Raw genomic sequence first — 20,764 nt, forward strand, 5'->3', positions numbered from 1 at the left:
GGTAGTTAACGTTTCCGCTGGTCACGCAAGGGGTTCAGCACCTGTGTGATTGCCGCGTAGCGGCCCGTGCGGACTCTCTTGATCATTCCTCTCTCGGTCCAGCGGGCGAGTTGGCGATAGGTGGTGACGAGGGTGACGTCGCCGAGGAGCTCGGCGATTTCTCTGGCTCGCCACTGCCGCTCGGGCTCTGCCTGCAGCACGGCGAGGACGCGTGTCATGCGGTTGCCGGCCTGGCCGGCGCCGACGTACTCCCGGACCATGGTGGTCGGCAGCGCGGGCGGAGAGGGCGGAGGTTGTAGGAGGGCAATCGTCACGGAGGCCACGGTCCGGCTCCCGTCGGGGCGGCCGTCCATCTTGCTTTCCGCATAGCGCGAGATGGGCGACTTCACCTTCCTGGTACTGACGCGAGGCCGACGCTCCGGCGACAGCGCCGACAGAACTCGCCGTCCGATCGACCCGATCCCCTGCTCGACGATTCCTTCCGCACGTACCAGCAGATCGCGGGCTGTTTGGAGAGCGATCGTGAAGCCACAGCGGTCGGGGTCGGTCCCCGGCCGGGACTCCGCAGCCTCGACCATGGCCCGACGCAACAACTGGTAGAGGGTCAGCAGGGACCACATCTCCTGCTCGACACCGACCGGGTCGCACGAACGCAGGCCTCGTCACGGCTGTGACAGAGCGCCACCAGATCGTCGGCGTACCTGATCAAGGTCGGTGAGCCCACTGCCAGTTCACCGGCACGAGGGCCGGAGGTGCGGTAGCGGACTCCGGCGGCCTCTTCCATTCCATGCATGGCCACGTTCATCAGCACGGGAGAGATGATCCCGCCTTGCGGAACCCCCTCCTCGGTCGGGGCGAAGGAACCGCGGTCGATCATTCCCGCCTTCAGCCACTGCTCGACCAGTCCCCGGGCGGGGAACTGTCCGATGGAGGCGAGAAGGTGATCATGGTCGATGCGGTCGAACGCCGCCGCCAGGTCCGCGTCGAGGATCCACTGCCGCTTCGGGCTCTTGCCCTTGGCGGCCAGGAAGATCGCTCCGATCGCGTCGTGACAGCCACGGCCGGGACGAAATCCGTAGGACCTCGGCTCGAACCGCGCCTCCCACTCGGGCTCCAACGCGTTCAACGCCACGGCTTGAAGACACCGGTCGATGATCACGGGAATTCCGAGGCCGCGCTGACGGCCATTGGCCTTGGGGATATACACCCGCCTGACGGGCAAGGGCTTCCACGGGGCCGCCCGATGCTGCATCCAGTCAGCCAACTCGGCCTTCCCCCGGGGCAGCAGCACGACCCGACCGTCGATCCCCGCTGTCTTGCGGCCGGCGTTGACCTCCGTCACCCGCCGCACGCTCACCAGCGTGTTGGAGCGGGAACGGAGCATCAGTTTCTGGAGATTACGGACCCTTTTGAGGTCCCCTGCCTGCGTTGCCGTGAAGATCCGCTGCCTCAGCCGCCGTACTTCCTTCTCCGCGCCCTGCCAGTCGATCGACTGCCAGTCGGTGAAGTCGCCCTCCGGTCCGTTCACCCTGGCGACGGCGTCGTCCTGGGCGGTGTCCGCCACGGATGATGGTGTCGCCACGGTGTCCAACTTGCCCTTCGGTTCCAGTGCTGATGCCATCGAGTCCTCACAGGCCCACCTGACCCACGTCAGCACCCTTTCGGGTCCGGGCAGAGCCCGTATCCGGCCGGTTATGCGGGGCGACCAGCGGAGGTGCCGGCCATCTGCCCCGGTTTCCCGCTGCCTTTCGGCGACCGGCGTTCGCTTCTTGGGCCATCCTGTGCCCGCTGGGGAGTTGAGCCTTCCTTGCGGTCGGCTGACCGGACGCCTTCACGTCCGGACCCCAACGGGGTTTCCACGTTCCACACGAGTGAGATACGACCGGGGTGGGTGCCCCCTAAACTCCGGGACGGCGATGCTCTCCCGGCTGATGTTGGGTCCTCAGCCGGCGCCTGCCGCTTCTCAACGGCCAGTCCTGCACCCCGCTGGAACAACCCATCGGCGGGGCCCACGATCACGAAGCATCGTCAGGGGTTCACTCACGTTCACCCGTCCGGTCTTCCCCTTGCCTGTGACCCCCGGATGGAACGAGGGCTCTTGGGCTTCTCCTCCGAGCTTCACACCCCGCCGTTACCGGCGACGCATGTCGAAGTGGGGACGGGCCTTGAGCACTGGCCCGGAACTACGCTGTCGACATCAAGTCGATCCTCCTGTCAGGTAATTCACTCAATCTCGTGCGACTTCGTGTCGCACCCCAGCGTTCGTGATAGAGGCGCACAAGACTGTCGGCGGGGTAGCGCTGGGCGTCCAGCAGGGTGGTCACCAGCCGGTAGGAGCCGTCGAAGCCGCTGCCGTCCGTGCAGACGACGCGCACCTGGGCCTCGATGATGCGCACGGCGACACCGCCGATGACCGAGAGATACGAGGAGTCCGCGAGAGGTTCCAGGACCGGCGGGCGGCGGCGCCGGCTGATGCGGCCAACGACGCGTGCGCCGGTGGCGTGCACGGCGGCGAGGAAGTCGTTGCCGTCGAAGCCCCGGTCCCACAGCACCAGCATCTCGGGGCTCAGGTGATGCAACAGTCGGGTGGCGTAGGAGGTTTCGCCTTCTCGAGTGGGGCCGAACACTGCACCGATCACCGCGCGCGTCCCGGTCTCGATCAGCGTCATCAACTCGATCTGGGGACAGCCGCCGTGCGGGCACCGCCCCAACCAGCCCCGGTTGCGCTCGCTGTCGGGTGTCTTGATCGAGCTGCAGCCGTCGAAGGAGACCGTGCGGTAAGGACCGAAGCGCACTCCTGGCGTCCGTGGTTGAGCCAGCGCCCCAGCCACCACCTCGAAGAGGGCTTTCATCGGGGCGCAACCCACTCGGCGGCGCAGATCGCGCAGACCCTTCGCACTGGGGGCAGGCAGGACGCCGCCGGTCCCGGAGGTCAACTTGTCCCACACCAGCCGGTATCCGACCTCCGGAAACAGGCACATCGCCACCAGGAAGTACACCCCGACCCGGGACGGCAGGTCCCGTAGCCGATGCTGGACCGCGCGGGTCTCCTCCAGAATGGCATCCACCAATTCGAAGGGCAGAAATGGGGTCAGACCACCCAGATGCCCGGCAGCGAACCTCCCGGCGGCCACGGTAACCGTACGGGTGATGGCCGTCACCGGGACGGGCAGGACATGATGAGACGGCAACGGAGCTCCTCGAGTACAAGCTGTCTTGGTCGACTGCCTGTACCAACGAGCTCCGTTGCTCTACGCCGGGCCCACCTTCAACGGATTTGCATGACCTGCAGAAACGTTAACTACCCGGCCTTGGAGGTTCCTCAGTCGCCTCCACAGCAACGCCGTCGAGCGGTACGTCTCCACGGCTCAGAGTGCTGTGGAGACCATCGAAGCGAAGATCGACGACCAGGGACTTCGGAAGGCGCTCGTGAAGCGCCCACATTGGCGGCATGACTGGATCGGTTTGGTCGTGATCGGGGCGCTGGCCTGCTTCTTCGTCACCTTCAACAACCGCGTCACCTGTGCCCAGCATCCTGCCGATCCCTATAACTGCCTCACGGGCAGCCAGGTCAGCTGGGTGAGGGGCGCCTTCCTTGTCCTCGTGGCCGTGGCAATGCTCTGTATGACGATCGTCGACAACTTTCGCGGGCAGCGGGTCAACAGGAGCGCCTCTGTGCTACTCAAGGCCATACGCACCCTTGAGCTGTGTTCTCGGGTGGCGGGTGCGGAGCACCCCGCGTACACGGATAGCGCGAAGCTCGTGGCCCAAGTCCGAGTGCTGCGCGAGTCGCTGATCAGGTCGGCGGCCCAGGCCGCCTCCGACCTCACGGCCAACACTCCGCCTGACCGCGAGGTGCGAAAGCGAGCTGCTCGGGTGGCCGATCACCTCGGGGCCATCACCGACCGGTTGGCGGGTGACCCGACCGGTGCCGCGAAGGAGATCGGTCAGGCCACGGCGGTGATCGTCAGCTCGGTAGTGGTTGGCAAGTGGGACGATCTTCTCCAGGCCGAGCCCTTCATATCCGGGAACTTCACGAAGCTCAAGGACCGACCGAAGCAGAAGCGGCCTCTATCGGCGGACCACCTTGAGGGCCGTAGCTTCGCCTGGGCACTTTTGCGCTCTCTGGCGGCGGTGGCGTTGTTCTACGGCGCGTTTCACATGTTCAACGGCTTCCCGATGACACCCTCGCTCATCCTCTCGGTCCCGGTGCTGGTCATGCTCACCTATGCGCAGCTCGCGGCCGCTCACGGCCTGGTGGAGGCCCGTCGGATCATCAGCGTTGCTCTGAGCGTCCGCAGGTCTGTTGAAGCTGCTTCCGGGAAAGCAGAGGCTGAGCCGGCGGCGACGGACGATGAGCCATCGGCGGCGGCCTGACGCCGCGCTCCGTCAACGGGTCAACTGCAACCAGAACTGCAACCACACAACGACGAGGGCCCCGACCGCTGAGCGGTCGGGGCCCTCGTTTGCCCTGGCGGGCGAGGCGGAGGATACGAGATTCGAACTCGTGAGGGTTTTATCCCAACACGCTTTCCAAGCGTGCGCCCTAGGCCTCTAGGCGAATCCTCCGTGGGAGAGCTTAGTACATGTTTTGGGGTGGTCGCGACCAGCTATCCCGTAGGTGGGGAGGCGGGGGTGGCCTGTGGATCGTCGGGGCCGGGATCCGGTAGTGTGGGGGTCAGCCCCTCGTGTGGCGTTATCTCTCTGAACCCCCCCAGGGCCGGAAGGCAGCAAGGGTAGGAGGGCTCTGGCGGGTGCACGGGGGGTCTTTGCGTTCCCGGGCGAGTGGTGGGGGACGAGGGGCGACGCGTTTGTCGGTCCGTCCCGATATCGTCGGGGGTGTGTCCCTAGCCCTGTACCGCCGCTACCGCCCCGAGACCTTCGCGGAGGTCATCGGGCAGGAGCACGTGACCGCTCCGCTCCAGCAGGCCCTGCGTAACAACAGGGTCAACCACGCGTACCTGTTCAGCGGCCCGCGCGGCTGTGGAAAGACGACGAGTGCGCGCATCCTGGCCCGCTGTCTGAACTGTGAGCAGGGGCCGACGCCGACGCCCTGCGGGGAGTGCCAGTCCTGTCGGGACCTCGCGACGGGCGGGCCCGGCTCGATCGATGTGATCGAGATCGACGCGGCGTCCCACGGTGGTGTGGACGACGCGCGTGAACTGCGCGAGCGGGCGTTCTTCGCGCCGGTGCACAGCCGGTACAAGATCTTCATCCTGGACGAGGCGCACATGGTGACCTCGGCCGGGTTCAACGCGCTGCTCAAGGTGGTGGAGGAGCCGCCGGAGCACCTCAAGTTCATCTTCGCGACCACCGAGCCGGAGAAGGTCATCGGGACGATCCGGTCCCGGACGCACCACTATCCGTTCCGGCTGGTGCCGCCGGGCACGCTGCGCGACTACCTGGCGGAGGTGTGCGGCCGGGAGGGCATCCAGGTCGAGGACACGGTGTTCCCGCTGGTGGTCCGGGCCGGGGCCGGGTCCGTGCGTGACTCGATGTCGGTGATGGACCAGCTGCTGGCCGGCGCCGGCGAGGGCGGCGTCACGTACCAGATGGCGACCGCGCTGCTCGGGTACACGGACTCGGCGCTGCTGGACGAGGTGGTGGACGCCTTCGCCGCGCAGGACGGGGCGACGGTGTTCCAGGTGATCGACCGGGTGGTCGAGGGCGGGCACGACCCGCGCCGGTTCGTCACGGACCTGCTGGAGCGGCTGCGCGACCTGGTGATCCTGGCCACCGTGCCGGAGGCAGGCGAGAAGGGGCTGATCGACGCCCCGGCGGACCGGGTCGCGGTGATGCAGGCGCAGGCGGACGCCTTCGGGGCGGCCGAGCTGAGCCGGGCCGCGGACATCGTCAACACCGGGCTGACCGAGATGCGCGGGAACGCGGCGCCGCGGCTGCAGCTGGAGCTGATCTGTGCCCGGGTGATGCTGCCGGGCGCGTACAGCGACGAGCTGTCGCTGCAGGCGCGGCTGGACAAGCTGGAGCGACGGGCGGCGGCCGGCGGGTTCGCCGCGCCGGTGGGCATGCCGGTGGGCATGCCGCCGATGGTCGCGCCCGCCCCGATGCCGGCAGCGGCTCCGGCCCAGGCCCCGGTGCCCGCACCCGTGCCCATGGAGGCTCCCGCCCCCGTACAAGCCGCCCCCGTACAAGCCGCCACCGTGCAGGCGGCCCCCGTGCAGGCGGCCCCTGTACAGGCCCCCGCACCCGCGGCCCCCCCGGCGCCCGCCGGGCCCGCGCCGGGTGCATGGCCGATCCCGCGCAGCTTCCCGCCCGCAGGCGGGGCCCCGGCTGCGCCGGCCCCGGCCGCACCCCCGACCCCGCAGCCGCAGGCCGCCCAGGCCCCTGCCCCGGCTCCCGTGCCCACCCCGGCCCCCGCACCCGCGCCCACCCCCGCCGCCCAACCGTCAGGTGCCGCGCAGCAGGGCGCCGCGCAGGTCCGGCAGCTGTGGCCGCAGATCCTGGAGGCGGTGAAGAACCGCCGCCGCTTCACCTGGATCCTGCTCAGCCAGAACGGCCAGGTGGCCGGGTTCGACGGCAGCGTGCTCCAGGTGTCGTTCATCAACGCGGGCGCCCGCGACAGCTTCGTCGGCAGCAACAGCGACGACGTGCTGCGCCAGGCGCTGTCCGACGCGCTGGGCGTGGACTGGCGGATCGAGTGCATCGTCGACCCGTCCGGCGGAGGCGCAGGCGCCCCCAGCAGCACCCCAGCCACCGGCGGCTGGGGTGCCCCAGCACGTCCGGCCGCCGCCGCGCCCCCGGCGCAGGCCCCCGCGCCGGTTTCTGCGCCCGCGCCCGTCCAGCCGCAGCCCCAGGCCCAGGCCCAGGCGCCGCAGGCCATGCCCGCCCCCGCGCCCGTCCGGACCCCGCCACCGGTGGCCACTCGCCCCGCGCCGCCCGCACAGCACGTCGCGCCGGAGGACGACATCCCGGAGGAGGACGACCCGGACCTCAACGAGGAGGCCTTCTCGGGCCAGGAGCTGATCATCCGCGAACTGGGCGCAACGGTCCTGGAGGAGATCCACCACCGCGGCAACTGAGCAGCACGTAGGCTCGGCGGTGACGACCGCACAACAGCGACGACCGCACAACAGCAAGGAGTGAGCCGTGTTCCCCGGTGGTGGCCAGCCCAACATGCAGCAGCTGCTGAAGCAGGCGCAGAAGATGCAGCAGGACCTCGCCAAGGCGCAGCAGGAGCTGGCCGAGGCGAAGGTGAACGGTACGGCGGGCGGCGGCCTGGTCGAGGCGACGGTGACCGGCGCCGGCGAGCTGGTGGCGCTGACCATCGCCCCGGCCGCCGTCGACCCGGAGGACACCGAGACCCTGGCCGACCTGATCCTGGCGGCGGTCCGGGACGCGAACCAGACCGCGCAGAAGATGCAGGCCGAGCGCATGGGCCCGCTGACCCAGGGCCTGGGCGGCGGCATCCCCGGCCTGCCGTTCTGACCAGCGGAACACGAACGAACAGGCACGAACGAACAGACACGAACGCACAGGCACGAACAGGTCTGAAGTTCAGACGACAGACCCATGTGATTTCTGTGGGAGTCGGGCGTCGGGCGGTGTGTCCGGCGCCCGATTCGTTGGATGATGGCACCGGAGCACCAGCCGGCACACCAGCCGACGCACCACCGACCATCCGAAGGAAGGCGCGACGTTGTACGAGGGCGTGGTTCAGGACCTGATCGACGAACTGGGCAGGCTGCCCGGCGTCGGGCCCAAGAGCGCGCAGCGGATCGCCTTCCACGTCCTGCAGGCCGACCCGACCGACGTCCGCCGCCTCGCGCACGCGCTGCTGGAGGTCAAGGACAAGGTCCGCTTCTGTGCGGTCTGCGGCAACGTCGCGGAGGCCGAGCAGTGCCGGGTCTGCCTGGACCCGCGCCGCGACCTCGCCGTGATCTGCGTGGTGGAGGAGCCCAAGGACGTCGTCGCCATCGAGCGCACCCGTGAGTTCCGCGGCCGCTACCACGTGCTGGGCGGCGCGATCAGCCCCATCGAGGGCGTCGGCCCGGACGACCTGCGGATCCGCGAGCTGCTGTCGCGCCTCGCGGACGGCACGGTCACCGAGCTGATCCTGGCCACCGACCCCAACCTGGAGGGGGAGGCGACCGCCACCTATCTGGCCCGGCTGTGCAAGCCGATGGGCCTGAAGGTGACCCGCCTGGCGAGCGGTCTGCCCGTCGGCGGGGATCTGGAGTACGCGGACGAGGTCACCCTCGGCCGCGCCTTCGAAGGGAGACGACTGCTCGATGTCTGACCGGACGATCAACCAGCAGCCCCACGCGCCCCACCAGCCGTCCCACGGACAGCCGCACGGGCAGGCCCACGGGGAACAGACCCAGCCCACCCCGCACACCGGGCACACCCCGCACACCCACGCGCACGGCTCGGAGCCGGACGACTTCGCCGTGCAGATCGCGGATTCGGTGGAGAGTTTCGTGCTCGCCGTCACCGAGGTCGCCAAGGGCGACGAGCCGGGCAGCGCCGTCTCCCTGCTCCTCCTGGAGGTCTCGCAGCTGCTGCTGGCCGGTGGCCGGCTCGGCGCGATCGAGGACGTCGTCCCGGACGACCGTTTCGAGCCCGATGCCGGGCCGGAGCCGGACGGCGAGCTGCTGCGCGAGCGCCTGGCCGCGCTGCTGGCGCCGATCGACGTCTACCACGAGGTCTTCGACCCGTACGGACCGCCGGAGAAGCCGAACGCCTTCCGGATCTCGGACGACCTGGCCGGTGTCGTCGGCGAGCTCCAGCACGGTCTGACCCACTACCGCGAGGGCCGGGTCAGCGAGGCGCTGTGGTGGTGGCAGTTCTCGTACCTCTCCAACTGGGGCACGACGTGCTCGGCGGTGCTGCGGGCGCTGCAGTCGCTGATCGCGCACGTCCGGCTGGACAGCCCGATCGGCGCGGTGCCGGACGGCGCCGACACGGACGATGACGGGCTCACCGACGAGCAGCTGGAGCAGCAGGCCGGGGACCTGATGGCGGCCGAGCTGGGCCTCGGGCGGTAGCGCGGCTTTCCCACCAGGGCTCGCTGTCCCGGGGCTCGCCGCCGGATGGCTCGCTGCCGGATTGTGACGAACACCTCAGCAGTCCGCCCGGAAAAGAAATCCGGCCGGATCGCCGTCCCTTCGTCCGGCGAATCTTCGGGGCCGTCCCGGATGCCCCGCAGACCTGCCGGTGCCACCACCCGCACCGCCGACCACCTGCTGAAACAGCCGTCTCATCATATGGAAACCACCGGTCGCGGCACCCCTGCTCGGTAGACTGGCGCGGACCGCAGACCCCCCTCCCCGGGGGGTGCGGGGGCCCATCCGCCCCCGAAAACGACACAAGTCGAGGAGCGCACGTGGGCCTTGTCGTGCAGAAGTACGGCGGCTCATCCGTTGCGGATGCCGAGGGCATCAAGCGCGTAGCCCGCCGAATCGTTGACGCCAAGAAGGCCGGCCATGAGGTCGTCGTCGTGGTGTCCGCGATGGGCGACACGACGGACGAGCTCATCGAACTCGCGGAGCAGGTGTCACCTCTCCCCGCCGGCCGCGAGTTCGACATGCTGCTGACCGCTGGAGAGCGCATCTCCATGGCCCTGCTGGCCATGGCGATCAAATCCCTGGGGCACGAGGCCCAGTCCTTCACGGGCAGCCAGGCCGGTGTCATCACCGACTCCGTGCACAACAAGGCGCGCATCATCGACGTGACGCCGGGTCGCATCCGCACCGCCCTCGACGAGGGCAACATCGCGATCGTGGCCGGCTTCCAGGGCGTCTCGCAGAGCAGCAAGGACATCACCACGCTGGGCCGGGGCGGCTCGGACACCACGGCCGTCGCCCTCGCCGCCGCCCTCAAGGCCGAGGTCTGCGAGATCTACACCGACGTGGACGGCGTGTTCACCGCTGACCCGCGCGTGGTGAAGAAGGCCCGCAAGATCGACTGGATCGCGTACGAGGACATGCTGGAGCTGGCGTCGTCCGGCTCCAAGGTGCTGCTCGACCGCTGCGTGGAGTACGCCCGCCGCTACAACATCCCGATTCACGTACGCTCGTCCTTCTCGGGTCTCCCCGGGACGATCGTCAGCAACGACAACCCGAACAAGCCCGAAGGGGGCGAGATGGAGCAGGCCATCATCTCCGGAGTCGCCCACGACACTTCCGAGGCCAAGGTCACGGTCGTCGGCGTGCCCGACAAGCCGGGCGAGGCGGCGCGCATCTTCCGCGCCATCGCCGACGCCGAGGTCAACATCGACATGGTGGTGCAGAACGTCTCCGCCGCGTCCACCGGGCTGACCGACATCTCCTTCACCCTGCCCAAGACCGAGGGCCAGAAGGCCATCGACGCGCTCGGCCGGGTCAAGGAGGGCATCGGCTACGAGTCGCTGCGCTACGACGACGCGATCGGCAAGATCTCCCTGGTCGGCGCCGGCATGCGCTCCAACCCGGGCGTCACCGCCACCTTCTTCGAGGCGCTGTCCGCCGCGGGCGTCAACATCGAGCTGATCTCCACCTCGGAGATCCGCATCTCGGTCGTCACCCGCGCCGAGGACGTGCCGGAGGCCGTCCGCGCCGTGCACAGCGCCTTCGGTCTGGACAGCGAGTCGGACGAGGCGGTCGTCTACGGAGGCACCGGGCGATGACCCGGCGGCCGAACCTCGCCGTCGTCGGCGCCACCGGCGCGGTCGGCGAGGTGCTGCTCGGTCTGCTCTCCCTCCGCCAGGACGTCTGGGGCGAGATCCGTCTCGTCGCCTCCCCGCGCTCGGCCGGCCGCAAGCCGGTCGTGCGCGGGGAGTCCGTCGAGGTCGTCGCGCTGGCGGAGGAGGCCTTCGACGGGATCGACGTCGCGGTGTTCGCCGTGCCCGACGAGATCTCCGCGCGGTGGGCGCCGATCGCGGCGGCCAAGGGCGTCGTCGTGGTCGACGACTCGGCCGCGTTCCGCACCGTCGAGGACGTCCCGCTGGTCGTCCCCGAGGTCAACGCGGCCGCGCTGCGGATCCGTCCGCGCGGCATCGTCGCCAGCCCCGCCAGCACCACCCTCGCGATGATCGCGGCCGTCGGCGCGCTGCACGCCGAGTACGGGCTCGTCGAGCTCGTCGTCGCCTCCTACCAGGCCGCCTCCGGCGAGGGCCGGCGCGGCGAGGCCGCCCTGCGCGAGCAGACCGCGCTCGTCGGCGGTATCGAGATCGGCCGGCAGACCGGCGACCTGCGCGCGGTGATCGCCGACCACGGTCCGTTCGCCGCCCCGCTCGCGCTCAACGCCGTGCCCTGGACCGGCACCCTGCGGGACGGCGGCTGGTCCTCCGAGGAGATCGGGATCCGCGACGAGTCGCGCAAGATCCTCAGTCTGCCCGCCCTGAAGGTCTCCGCGACCTGCGTCCGCATCCCGGTCGTCCGCACCCACGCGCTGGCCGTGCACGCGCTGTTCGAACGCGAGGTCACCCAGGAGCACGCGCAGGAGATCCTCCGCGGCGCGCCCGGCGTCGTCCTCTACGACGACCCGGAAGCGGGCGAGTTCCCGACCCCGAACGACGTGGTCGGGACGGACCCGGTGTGGGTCGGGCGGGTCCGCCGGGCGCTCGACGAACCGGCCGCGCTCGACCTCTTCCTCTGCGGCGACAACCTGCGCAAGGGCGCGGCGCTCAACCTGCTCCAGATCGCCGAACTGGTCGCGGGCGAGCTCCGGCCTGCGTAGCGGCGGGCTTCGGCTTGCGTACTGGCGGCCTTCGGCCTTCGGCCTGCGTCGTGGCGGGCTCCGGTTTGTCCGGTGCGGGCGCTACCTCCCCACAATCTGTCCGGAAACCCTGTCGAATTTCCTGGAGGCCGCTTCCGCCGATGCGGAAGAATGTCCCTCGGGCTGGGCAACCATGACAGGGGATCGAGTGTCCAACGGGCGTGGCGAACGTGATGGTGGGGGCAGGGGCGGGCATCTCGGCGGCGGCCGCGGTGACGTTCCCGCCGCGCGCCCAGCGGCCTGCGAGTAGGCCGGAAGAAAGCCAGATGACCGCGGTCGCACCCGGTGCGGCGGACTCCGGGGCCGGTACCGACGCGGGTACCAGCGAGGACCTGCTCACCGAGACCTACCAGGCCCACTACCGCTCACTGCTGCGGCTCGCCGCGCTGCTCCTGGACGACCTCTCGACTTGCGAGGATGTCGTCCAGGAGGCGTTCATCCGGGTCCACGCGGCCCGGCGGCGGGTCCGCGAACCCGAGAAGACCCTGGCCTATCTGCGGCAGACGGTCGTCAACCTGTCCCGCTCCACGCTGCGCCGCCGGATCCTCGGCCTGCGGCTGCTGCAGAAGCCGATGCCTGACATGGCCAGTGCAGAAGAAGGCGCTTACGATGCGCTGGAGCGCGACCAGTTGAAGGCTGCGCTCCGTGGTCTGCAACGCCGTCAGCGGGAGGTTCTGGTGCTGCGCTACTTCGTGGACATGACGGAGGCGCAGGTCGCCGAGACCCTGGGCATCTCGCTCGGATCGGTGAAGGCGTACGGCTCGCGCGGACTCGCCGCACTGCGCGTCCAGATGGAGGCCGGACATGGCTGACGGCGCCGGCAAGTGCAACGCGGGCGGGGGAGCGGGGGACGGGCGCTCCTCGGGGCGCGATGCGGGCCTCGGCTCGGGCCTCGGCTCGGGCGCCGGCTCAGGCGCCGGCTCAGGCGTCGGCCCGGAACTCAACGCAGGCCTCCACGCAGGCCTCCACGCGGGCCTCGACTCCGGCCTCGACGCGGACCTCGACGCGGACCTCACCACCGACGAGCTGATCGTCCGTGACCTGATGCATCGTGTGGTCTCCGACATCCAGCCCGCCCCCGGCGGCCTGCCCCGCATCCGGACCGCTGTACCCCGCCGCCGGGCCGCCCGCCGCGGCGCCTGGACCGGGGCCGCCGCGCTGGCCGTCGCCGTCGCCATCGCGCTGCCCACCCTGCACACCGGCGACCACCTCGGCCTCTCCGGCGGCCCAGGCTCGCCCCACGCCAACGGCCCCGCCGCCACCGCCCCGAGCGGCACCACGCCCGACGGCACCACCGTCCCCGGTGCCTCCCCGCACCCGGACCCGGGCGGCCCCGGCGCCGGACAGCCCTCCGGCACGGCCGGCGCCTCGCCCACCCCCGGCGCCAGCAGCGTCCGCGCCGACGGCGGGACCACCGCGCCCGCCACCGCCTCCAGCAGCGGCGACGGCCCGGTCGTACCGCTCTGCACCCGCCTCGACCTCGGGCAGGACGGCCCCCAGGTCGGGTCGGCCGACGCCGGCGGCAGGATCTACGGGTGGTTCGCCGTGACCAACGTTTCCGGGCGCAGCTGCCGGCTCGGCGGGCCCGGCGCGGTCTTCGTCACGGCGGTCAGCGGGACGGACCGCAGCCGGATCCGGGTCACCGACCACACCGCCGGCGACCCGGCCACCGGGCTGCCCCTCGCCGACACCGACCCGCCCGTCCTCGCCCCGCAGGCCGGCTACCGGGTCCCGTTCGCCTGGATCCCCGACGCTGTCTGCCCGACCGCCGGCCCCGGCACCGCCACCGCCGCACCCACCGGGCAGAGCGGCGCCAACCAGGCCGCGCTCACCACCCAGGCACCCGCCGCCACCGGCGCCCCCGGGTCCGGCGCCTCGGCGGCGCCCACCTCCAACCCGCAGACCTCGGCCTCGCCGACCGCCGGCCCCACTTCGGCCCCCAGCCCCACCGCCACCCCGACCCCGAACCCCACTGCCCCCAACCCGCCCAGCGCCACCATCGCCTACACCCCGGCCCCCGGCAGCCCGTCGGCCGCCATGGCGGTCCTTCCGGGCGCCTGCGCGGGGACGGTGTACCGGGGAGGCCTGCAGGCGGTGAACGCGCCGACGCAGCAGCCGTCGGGGACGCCTTCGGCAGGTTAGGCGGGGGAGAGGGCTCGGGCAGGGATACCGGCGCCCCGGCCGCCCCGCCGCTGCCTGCCCGGACTGTCCTCGACGGCGGTGCCAGCCCCCCTGTGGTCAGGGGCCGTGTGAAGAGTGGTTACCGTGGGGGGTGTGTACCGGTTCCTCCTCACTCCGCGCTGGCTGAGCGGCACCGCGCTGGCCGTCGTGGCCATCGCGGTGTGTCTCTGGCTGGGCTCCTGGCAGCTCGGCCGGTTCGAGGACCGGGTCTCCTCGCACCGGGAGACCGGCCGGTCGGTCACCGATACGAGTGAGCCGAGGCCGATCGACGCCCTGCTCACCCCGGCCGGCCCGCAGGTGACCACCGACACCGTCGGCAAGCCCGTCACGGTGACCGGAAGTTACGACCAGGCGCACCAACTACTTGTCCCCAACCGCACGTTGGACGGCAAGCAGGGCTACTACGTGCTCACCCCGCTCCGCACCGCCGACGGCCACGCCGTCGCCGTGGTGCGCGGCTGGGCGCCCGGCGTGCCCGCCGAGGGCGCCTCCACCGCGGCCGTGCCGCCCGGCGGTGAGGTGACCGTCACCGGCCGGCTGCAGGCCGGGGAGACGAGCGGCAGCAACGGCGCCGTGGCGGGCGGTCTCCCGGCCGGCCAGCTCGGCACGATCAACCGGGCGGCGCTGCTCAACGTGCTGTCGTACGACGGCTGGTACGACGGCTGGGTCGCCGCCGACGCGGTGCCGGCCGGGCTCACCCCGGTGCCGACGGTCCAGCCGCAGGGCGGTGACGGGCTCACCCTGCGCGCGTTCCAGAACCTGGGCTACACCCTGGAGTGGTTCGTCTTCGCGGGCTTCGTCGTCTTCATGTGGTTCCGCCTGGTCAGCCGCGAGTCGGAGGCCGAGCAGGACCGGGCCCTCGGACTGGACCCGGTCCTCGACTGACGTCCGACGGCCTGACGTCTGACCTTCTGACCTTCTGACCTTCTGACGTCTGACCGCCTGACCTCCGACCGCCGTCAGCGGGTCGGCTTCGCGGGCGCGCCCGGCACGGCCGGCTTGGACGGCACGGCCGGGGTCGTCTGCGTCGACGTCCAGGTCGGTGTCGGGGACGGCTCCGGAGTTGGACCGTCGTGGCACCGGCCGTGGCCGCCGATCTCGTCCTCCGAGTCCTGGTGGTCGATGTGGTGGTGCAAGGTCCGCCCGGTCTTCGTCCTCTTGGACCCCTTCGACCCGCTGCCGGACCCTTTGGACCCGCCGCCGCCCTTCGACCCGCCGGACCCGCCCTTCGCGAGGTGGACCACGTCGCCCCCGCCCTGCGGCTGGTAGACCGCCTGTACGACCGCCACCGGCCCGAAGCCCGCACTCGCGCGCGTGGCCGTAGCGGCAGCAGTGGCTGTGGCTGTGGCTATGGCCGTGGCCGGGGCTGTGGCCGGGGTCGAGGGGCTCGACACCCGCGGCCCCGCCGGGGGCGGGCACTCCGCCTCGTTGCGGTGCCCGCCGGAGCAGCCGGTGAGCACCAGCGCCCCGGCCACCCCCACCCCCGCCAGCGTCACCCGACGCCTCACGCCGACTCCCCGTCCCCGCCGAGGCCGTCCGGCCGCGCGTCCGACTGCACGTCCAGGCGCGCGTCCAGCTGCGCGCTCAGGTGCCGCCGGACGAAGTCGATCTCCAGCCGCAGCTGCCTGATCCGCTCCTCCACGACCAGCGACCCGTGCCCGGCGTCGTACCGGTAGACCTCATGCGGCTTGCCGAGCTGCTCCAGCCGCTCGACGTAGTTCTCGATCTGCCGGATCGGGCAGCGCGGGTCGTTGACCCCGGCGCTGATGTAGACCGGCACCCGTACCCGCTCGACGTACGTGAGCGGCGAGGAGGCGGTGAAGCGCTCCGGGACCTCCTCCGGGGTGCCGCCGAAGAGCGTCCGGTCGAGCGACTTGAGCGCCTCCATCTCGTCCGCGTACGCGGTGTGATAGTCCGCGACGGGCACGGCGGCGACGCCCAGCGCCCAGCTCTCGGGCTGCACGCCGAGGCCGAGGAGGGTGAGGTAGCCGCCCCAGCTGCCGCCGGTGAGCACCAGTCGCCGCGGGTCGGCGAGGCCGCTCGCGACCGCCCATTCCCGGACGGCGGCGATGTCCTCCAGCTCGATCAGGCCGACGCGCTCGCGCAGGGCGTCCGTCCAGACCTGGCCGTAGCCGGTGGAGCCGCGGTAGTTGACCCGGACCACCGCGAAGCCGTGGTCGAGCCAGGCGGCCGGGCCGGCGGCGAAGGAGTCGCTGTCGTGGTGGGTGGGGCCGCCGTGGATCTCGAACACGGTGGGGAAGGGGCCTTCGCCGGCCCCGGCGGGCCGCTGCACGAGGGCGTGGACGCGCCCGCCGGGCCCGTCCACCCAGACGTCCTCGACGGGGACGGAGCCGGGCGGCACCGCGCCGGGCGCCCGCAGGACGACCGTTCCGGCGGTGGAGCGGACGGCGGACGGCTCGGCGGCCGAGGACCAGAGGTACTCGACGGTGCCGTCCGGGCGGGCCGTGGCGCCGCCGACGGTGCCGCGCGGAGTGTCGAGGCGAGTCAGCCGGCCGTCGGCGAGGGAGTACGAGAACAGCTCGCTGCGGGCCTCGTACTCGTGCTCGACCAGCAGCGCCTTGGCGCCGGGGCGCCACTGCGCGGAGACGTCGCCGGGCAGTTCGCGGCCCTGCTCGTCGCGCAGCGGGAGGGCGGTCTCGGCGCCGGTGGCCACGTCCCAGATCATCGGCTCCCAGCGACCGGTGCGCTGGTGGGCGACGAGCAGGCGGGGGTCGCCCTCGACCGGGGCGAAGCCGAGGCAGGCGACGCCGCGCGGCTCGTCCCGGCCGGTCACCTCGTCGAGCTCGGCGACGATCTCGACGGTCTCGACGGCCGCGCCGGTCACCCCGTCCGCGCCGTTCTCGCCGGTCGCACCACCGGAGAGGCGGACGACCCGGATCGCGGAGTGCATCGCGTCGCCGTGCTCGGTGTGGTCGATGGCGAGCAGGGTGCTGTCGTAGCTGAGGTCGCCGACGCCGCCGTACTCGTCGTGCCGGTAGATCTCGACGGCCTCGGCGGCGCCGGGGCGGCGCAGGTGCAGGGTGGTGCCGTCCTCGTCGGTGGAGCGGCCGACGACCACGGTGCCGTCGCGGCCGAGGGCCAGGCCGGCCGAGTAGGAGGGGGCGAGGCCGGGCACGGCCGCCTCGTCGGGCCCTCCGGCGAACGGCTGGCGGCGCCAGACGCCGAACTCGTCGCCGTCGTGGTCGTCGAACCACCACACCGAGTCGCCGCCGGGGGACAGTTCGGCGTCGGTGGTGCCGTTCGGCCGGTCGGTGACCTGCCGGTGGGTGCCGGTGGCGCGGTCCCAGGCGTAGACCTCGTAGGTGCCGGTTGCGTTGGACACGTACAGCGCCCGGTCGGGGGCGTCCTCGGCCCAGTCGGGCAGAGACACCCGCGCTGCCCGGAACCGCTGCTCCCACGCCGGTACGGCGCTCTTCTCCTCGCTCATCCGACCATCCAACCCGATCGGGGGGACGGAACGGAACGGGCGGGTGGGCGCAGGCCCGCCCGTCCGTTCCGTTCCGCCCCTCGTCGGGGGTCCGGGACCCTCGTCCGCGGTGGGCTCAGGCGCCCGGGCTGGGCTCAGGCGCCCGGGACGAGGTCCAGGAAGCCGTGCACCGAGGCGATCCGGCCGTCCGGGCCCGCCACCAGCACGTCGAAGCCGATGACGATCGGCTCGGCGCCGGCCGGACCGAGGTTCCAGGTGAAGCGGGCGATGTCGTGGTGCGCGTCCACCGGGCCGAGGGTGAACTCCATCCCCGGGAACTGCGCCTGGGCGGCGCCGATCAGCGCGTCGATCGCGTCCCGGCCGGTGACCGCGGCCAGCGGGTCGGTGTAGCGGCCGTCCTCGGCCCACGCCTCGTCGACCAGCTTGCGGCGGGCGGCCGGGTCGGTCTCGTTCCAGACCGCGAGGTAGCGCTCGGCGAGCTGCTGAAGGGTGGCGGTGGTGATCTCGATCATCGTCTTCTCCCGTGTGCTGGCGGGTGGTTGGGCGGGTCGTTCCCGTTGCTCACAACCGTAGGGACGGGCGGGCGCGGGCGAATCCGTCACGTATCGGTAGGGGGGTACGTACGGTTCGCCGGTCGCGCCGGGGGCTGTGTAGGTAGGGTCGAGGCATGCTGTACGGGAGGGAACGCGAGCAGGCCGTCGTGGACGGGCTGTTGGACGGGGCGCGGAACGGCCGCAGCGGGGTGCTGCTGCTCCGGGGCGAGCCCGGGATCGGCAAAACCGCGCTGCTCGACCACGCGGTCGCGGCGGCGGGGGAGGGGTTCCGGGTGATCCGGGCGGCCGGCGTCGAGTACGAGGCCGAACTCCCCTTCGCCGGGCTGAGTTTGCTGCTCGCGCCAGGTCTGGACCGAATGTCCGCCCTGCCGGACCCGCAACGGCGGTCGCTGGAGGCGGCGTTCGGCCTCGCCTCGACGCCTGCGCCCACCGGTCGGCTGCTCGTCGGGCTTGCCACCCTCGGGCTCCTTGCCGAACTGGCCGCAGATCAACCGCTGTTGTGCATCGTCGACGACGTGCAGTGGCTGGACCACGCCTCGCTGGACGCGCTGCTGCTCGCCGCCCGCCGGCTCCAGGCCGAAGGGGTCGCCCTGCTGCTCGCCGCCCGCACCGGCGGCACCTCACCGGACCAGCAACTCGGCCTCCCCGAACTGCATTTGACCGGCCTGGCCGAAGCCGACGCCGACCGCCTGCTGACCCACCGCGCAGGCCCCGACCTGCCCGCCTCCGTCCGGGACCGGCTGCTCACCGAAGCGGCCGGTAACCCGCTCGCCCTCACCGAACTCCCCGTCACCGTCGGGCTGGAGACGCAGTCACCGGGCAGCCTCCCGCTCACCAGCCGCCTCCTGATCGCCTTCCACGGCCAGGTCACCGGCCTGCCCGCCGCCACCCAGACGCTGCTGCTGCTCGCCGCCACCGAGGAGAACGGCGAGCTGGACGTCATCCTCCCCGCCGCCCTGGCCCTCGGCGTCACCGCCGAACACCTCGCCCCCGCCGAGGAGTCGGGCCTGGTGACGGTCGCCCCCGACCGCCGGCTCGCCTTCCGCCACCCGCTCCTCCGCGCCGCCATTCTCCAGCGCGCACCACACCTCCAGCGCCTGACCGCCCACCGGGCCGTCGGCGAGGCGCTGACCGACGGAGACCGCCGCACCTGGCACCTCGCCCTCGCCGCCACCACCCCCGACGCCGACCTCGCCGACGCGCTGGAACGCACCGCCGTCCGCGCCGAATCCCGCGGCGCCCACGGCGGCGCCGCCGCGGCCTACGAGCGGGCCGCCCGGCTCACCCCCGACCGCGACGGCGCCACCCGCCGCCTCGTCCTCGCCGCCGAAGCCGCCACCGAAGAAGGCAAGTTGGCGCACGCCGAGGCACTCGCCGACCAGGCCGCCGCCCGCACCGACAGCGCCCTCGCGCACGCCCTGCTCGACCACGTCCGGGCCATCGCGCACTTCTGGCGCGGCTCCTACCCGACCGCCTACCGCCTGCTGCTCGACGCCGTCGGCAGCGCCATCGAACCGCCGCACGCCGCCCGCATGCTGTTCCAGGCCTTCCACGCCGCCTGGTACGTGGGCGAAGAGCCGACGATCGCCGTCCTCGACCGCCTCGCCGCCCTCCCGCTCGCCGAGGACGACCCGCTCACCCCGCTCGCCCGCCACCTGCCGGCCGCCGTCTTCCCGGCCCTCGGCCGGCCCGCGCCGCCGCTGCCCACGGCCCGCGCCACCGCCGACGCCGCCCGCAAGGCCGGCGCCGAGACCCCCGCCGACCTCGTCCAGCTGTGCGGCGCCGCCCTCGTCCTCGGCCGGGACGACGAGACCGCCGAACTCGGCGGCGAACTTGTCGCCGAGGCCCGCGCCAAGGGCGCCGTCGGCGTGCTGCCCACCCTGCAGTTCTTCCTCGCCGAAGCCGAGCTCTTCCACGGCCGGCACCGCGACGCCGAGATCACCGCCACCGAGGCCCTCGCCCTCGCCCGGGACACCGGCCAGCACCAGTGGGTCAGCCAACTCACCGCCCTACTTGCTTATTTGGCCGCCCTCGCCGGCACCACCGACACCTGCACCGAACTCGCCACCGCCGCCCTCACCACCACCGGCCCGCAGACCGCTGCCCCCGCCTCCGGCGAACCCTGGGCCCACTGGGCGCTCGCCCTGCTCGACCTCGGCCACGGCCGCGCCGCCGACGCCGCCGACCGCCTGCACACCCTCACCACCGGCCGCTACCGGCACCACGTCAGCGCCACCCGGGCCGTCCCCGACCTCGTCGAGGCCGCCGTCCGCCTCGGCACCCCCGACCGAGCCGCCGCCCCCTACGAACGCTTCGCCCGCTGGACCGCCGCCGCCGACCGCCCCTGGGCCCACGCCCTCCGCCTCCGCTGCCAGGCCCTCCTCGGCCCCGACGAACTCGCCGAATCCGCCTATCGCGCCGCCCTCGACCTGCACGAGGGCACCCACCGCCCCTTCGAACAGGCCCGCACCGCCCTCCTCTACGGCGAGTGGCTCCGCCGCGCCCGCCGCCGCACCGACGCCCGCCCCCACCTGCGCGCCGCCCTCGAAACCTTCGAACGCCTCGCCGCTCACCCCTGGGCCACCCGCGCCCGCACCGAACTCACCGCCACCGGCACCACCGCCCCCACCCCGTCCCCCTCCGACTCCCCCTTCGCCACCCTCACCCCCCAAGAACTCCAAATCGCCCGCCTCGCCGCCCAAGGCCTCACCAACCGCGACATCGCCGCCCAGCTCTTCCTGAGCCCCCGCACCGTCGCCCACCACCTCTACAAGGCCTACCCCAAACTCCACATCACCTCCCGCACCGACCTCCCCACCCTCCTCTGACCCCCACCACGCCAAGGGCCCCGCCGGATCTCTCCGAC

At 72.1% G+C, this 20,764-nt stretch carries 17 protein-coding genes, 1 tRNA gene and 1 other RNA gene; 12 read left to right on the forward strand and 7 right to left on the reverse strand.

Annotation, left to right across the window (positions count from 1 at the left end; genetic code table 11):
* Positions 1-5 precede the first annotated feature (5 nt).
* From KV557_RS07165 to KV557_RS07175, 3 genes are all read right to left on the reverse strand, one after another.
* Positions 6-620: a hypothetical protein gene (locus KV557_RS07165; RefSeq protein ID WP_218198908.1), complete on the reverse strand. Its 615-nt coding sequence runs from the start codon at positions 618-620 to the stop codon at positions 6-8.
* Positions 605-1,621: a reverse transcriptase domain-containing protein gene (locus KV557_RS07170; protein WP_218198909.1), complete on the reverse strand. Its 1,017-nt coding sequence runs from the start codon at positions 1,619-1,621 to the stop codon at positions 605-607. Before KV557_RS07170 ends, KV557_RS07165 begins: the two co-directional genes overlap by 16 nt.
* Before the next feature lie 562 nt (positions 1,622-2,183).
* Positions 2,184-3,161, reverse strand: coding sequence for an IS4 family transposase (locus KV557_RS07175; RefSeq protein WP_218198910.1), 978 nt, complete (start codon positions 3,159-3,161; stop codon positions 2,184-2,186).
* Positions 3,162-3,378: 217 nt separating this feature from the next.
* On the opposite strand from KV557_RS07175, the gene KV557_RS07180 reads away from it, so the two are divergent.
* Entirely contained in the window at positions 3,379-4,377 is a 999-nt protein-coding gene (locus tag KV557_RS07180; protein ID WP_218198911.1) for a hypothetical protein, read from the forward strand.
* Positions 4,378-4,484: 107 nt separating this feature from the next.
* Here the strand turns inward: KV557_RS07180 and KV557_RS07185 are convergent.
* Positions 4,485-4,569 (reverse strand) — tRNA-Ser (locus KV557_RS07185).
* A gap of 108 nt (positions 4,570-4,677) precedes the next feature.
* Between KV557_RS07185 and ffs the strand changes: the two genes are divergently transcribed.
* From ffs to KV557_RS07235, 10 genes are all read left to right on the forward strand, one after another.
* An RNA gene (gene ffs, locus KV557_RS07190) (signal recognition particle sRNA small type) lies at positions 4,678-4,774 on the forward strand.
* 67 nt (positions 4,775-4,841) lie between these two features.
* Entirely contained in the window at positions 4,842-7,040 is a 2,199-nt protein-coding gene (locus tag KV557_RS07195) for a DNA polymerase III subunit gamma and tau (protein ID WP_218198912.1), read from the forward strand.
* Between the two features lie 67 nt (positions 7,041-7,107).
* The gene (locus KV557_RS07200) at positions 7,108-7,446 is read left to right on the forward strand and encodes a YbaB/EbfC family nucleoid-associated protein (RefSeq protein ID WP_218198913.1); all 339 of its coding nucleotides are present in this window, start codon (positions 7,108-7,110) and stop codon (positions 7,444-7,446) included.
* A 211-nt stretch (positions 7,447-7,657) separates the two neighbouring features.
* Complete coding sequence (gene recR / locus KV557_RS07205; protein ID WP_218198914.1) at positions 7,658-8,257, forward strand: recombination mediator RecR; 600 nt, start codon at positions 7,658-7,660, stop codon at positions 8,255-8,257.
* Positions 8,250-9,005, forward strand: a complete 756-nt coding sequence (locus tag KV557_RS07210; RefSeq protein WP_256177068.1) for a DUF5063 domain-containing protein — start codon at positions 8,250-8,252, stop codon at positions 9,003-9,005. Before recR ends, KV557_RS07210 begins: the two co-directional genes overlap by 8 nt.
* 338 nt (positions 9,006-9,343) lie before the next feature.
* A complete protein-coding gene (locus KV557_RS07215; RefSeq protein WP_045698202.1) occupies positions 9,344-10,624 on the forward strand; it encodes an aspartate kinase in 1,281 nt (426 codons plus the stop codon).
* Complete coding sequence (locus KV557_RS07220; protein WP_218198915.1) at positions 10,621-11,676, forward strand: aspartate-semialdehyde dehydrogenase; 1,056 nt, start codon at positions 10,621-10,623, stop codon at positions 11,674-11,676. Before KV557_RS07215 ends, KV557_RS07220 begins: the two co-directional genes overlap by 4 nt.
* Positions 11,677-11,981: 305 nt before the next feature.
* Positions 11,982-12,527, forward strand: coding sequence for a SigE family RNA polymerase sigma factor (locus KV557_RS07225; RefSeq protein ID WP_218198916.1), 546 nt, complete (start codon positions 11,982-11,984; stop codon positions 12,525-12,527).
* Positions 12,520-13,857 carry a hypothetical protein gene (locus KV557_RS07230; protein ID WP_218198917.1) on the forward strand — a complete coding sequence of 446 codons (1,338 nt, stop codon included), beginning with the start codon at positions 12,520-12,522 and terminating at the stop codon, positions 13,855-13,857. The genes KV557_RS07225 and KV557_RS07230 overlap by 8 nt, the downstream gene beginning before the upstream one ends.
* A 132-nt stretch (positions 13,858-13,989) precedes the next feature.
* Positions 13,990-14,781 (forward strand): SURF1 family protein, encoded by a 792-nt coding sequence (locus KV557_RS07235; protein ID WP_218198918.1) that lies wholly within the window; start codon positions 13,990-13,992, stop codon positions 14,779-14,781.
* Between the two features lie 74 nt (positions 14,782-14,855).
* Here KV557_RS07235 and KV557_RS07240 read toward each other — a convergent pair whose 3' ends face one another.
* The 3 genes from KV557_RS07240 to KV557_RS07250 all read right to left on the reverse strand — a co-directional run bounded on the left by KV557_RS07240 (position 14,856) and on the right by KV557_RS07250 (position 17,856).
* Positions 14,856-15,404, reverse strand: a complete 549-nt coding sequence (locus tag KV557_RS07240) for a hypothetical protein (protein WP_218198919.1) — start codon at positions 15,402-15,404, stop codon at positions 14,856-14,858.
* Complete coding sequence (locus KV557_RS07245) at positions 15,401-17,344, reverse strand: S9 family peptidase (RefSeq protein ID WP_218198920.1); 1,944 nt, start codon at positions 17,342-17,344, stop codon at positions 15,401-15,403. Before KV557_RS07245 ends, KV557_RS07240 begins: the two co-directional genes overlap by 4 nt.
* A 134-nt stretch (positions 17,345-17,478) precedes the next feature.
* Complete coding sequence (locus KV557_RS07250; RefSeq protein ID WP_218198921.1) at positions 17,479-17,856, reverse strand: nuclear transport factor 2 family protein; 378 nt, start codon at positions 17,854-17,856, stop codon at positions 17,479-17,481.
* Between the two features lie 155 nt (positions 17,857-18,011).
* Between KV557_RS07250 and KV557_RS07255 the strand changes: the two genes are divergently transcribed.
* Positions 18,012-20,726, forward strand: a complete 2,715-nt coding sequence (locus KV557_RS07255; RefSeq protein WP_218198922.1) for an ATP-binding protein — start codon at positions 18,012-18,014, stop codon at positions 20,724-20,726.
* The last annotated feature ends 38 nt before the right edge of the window (positions 20,727-20,764 follow it).

Source organism: Kitasatospora aureofaciens (assembly GCF_019192735.1).
Classification (GTDB): domain Bacteria; phylum Actinomycetota; class Actinomycetes; order Streptomycetales; family Streptomycetaceae; genus Kitasatospora; species Kitasatospora aureofaciens_A.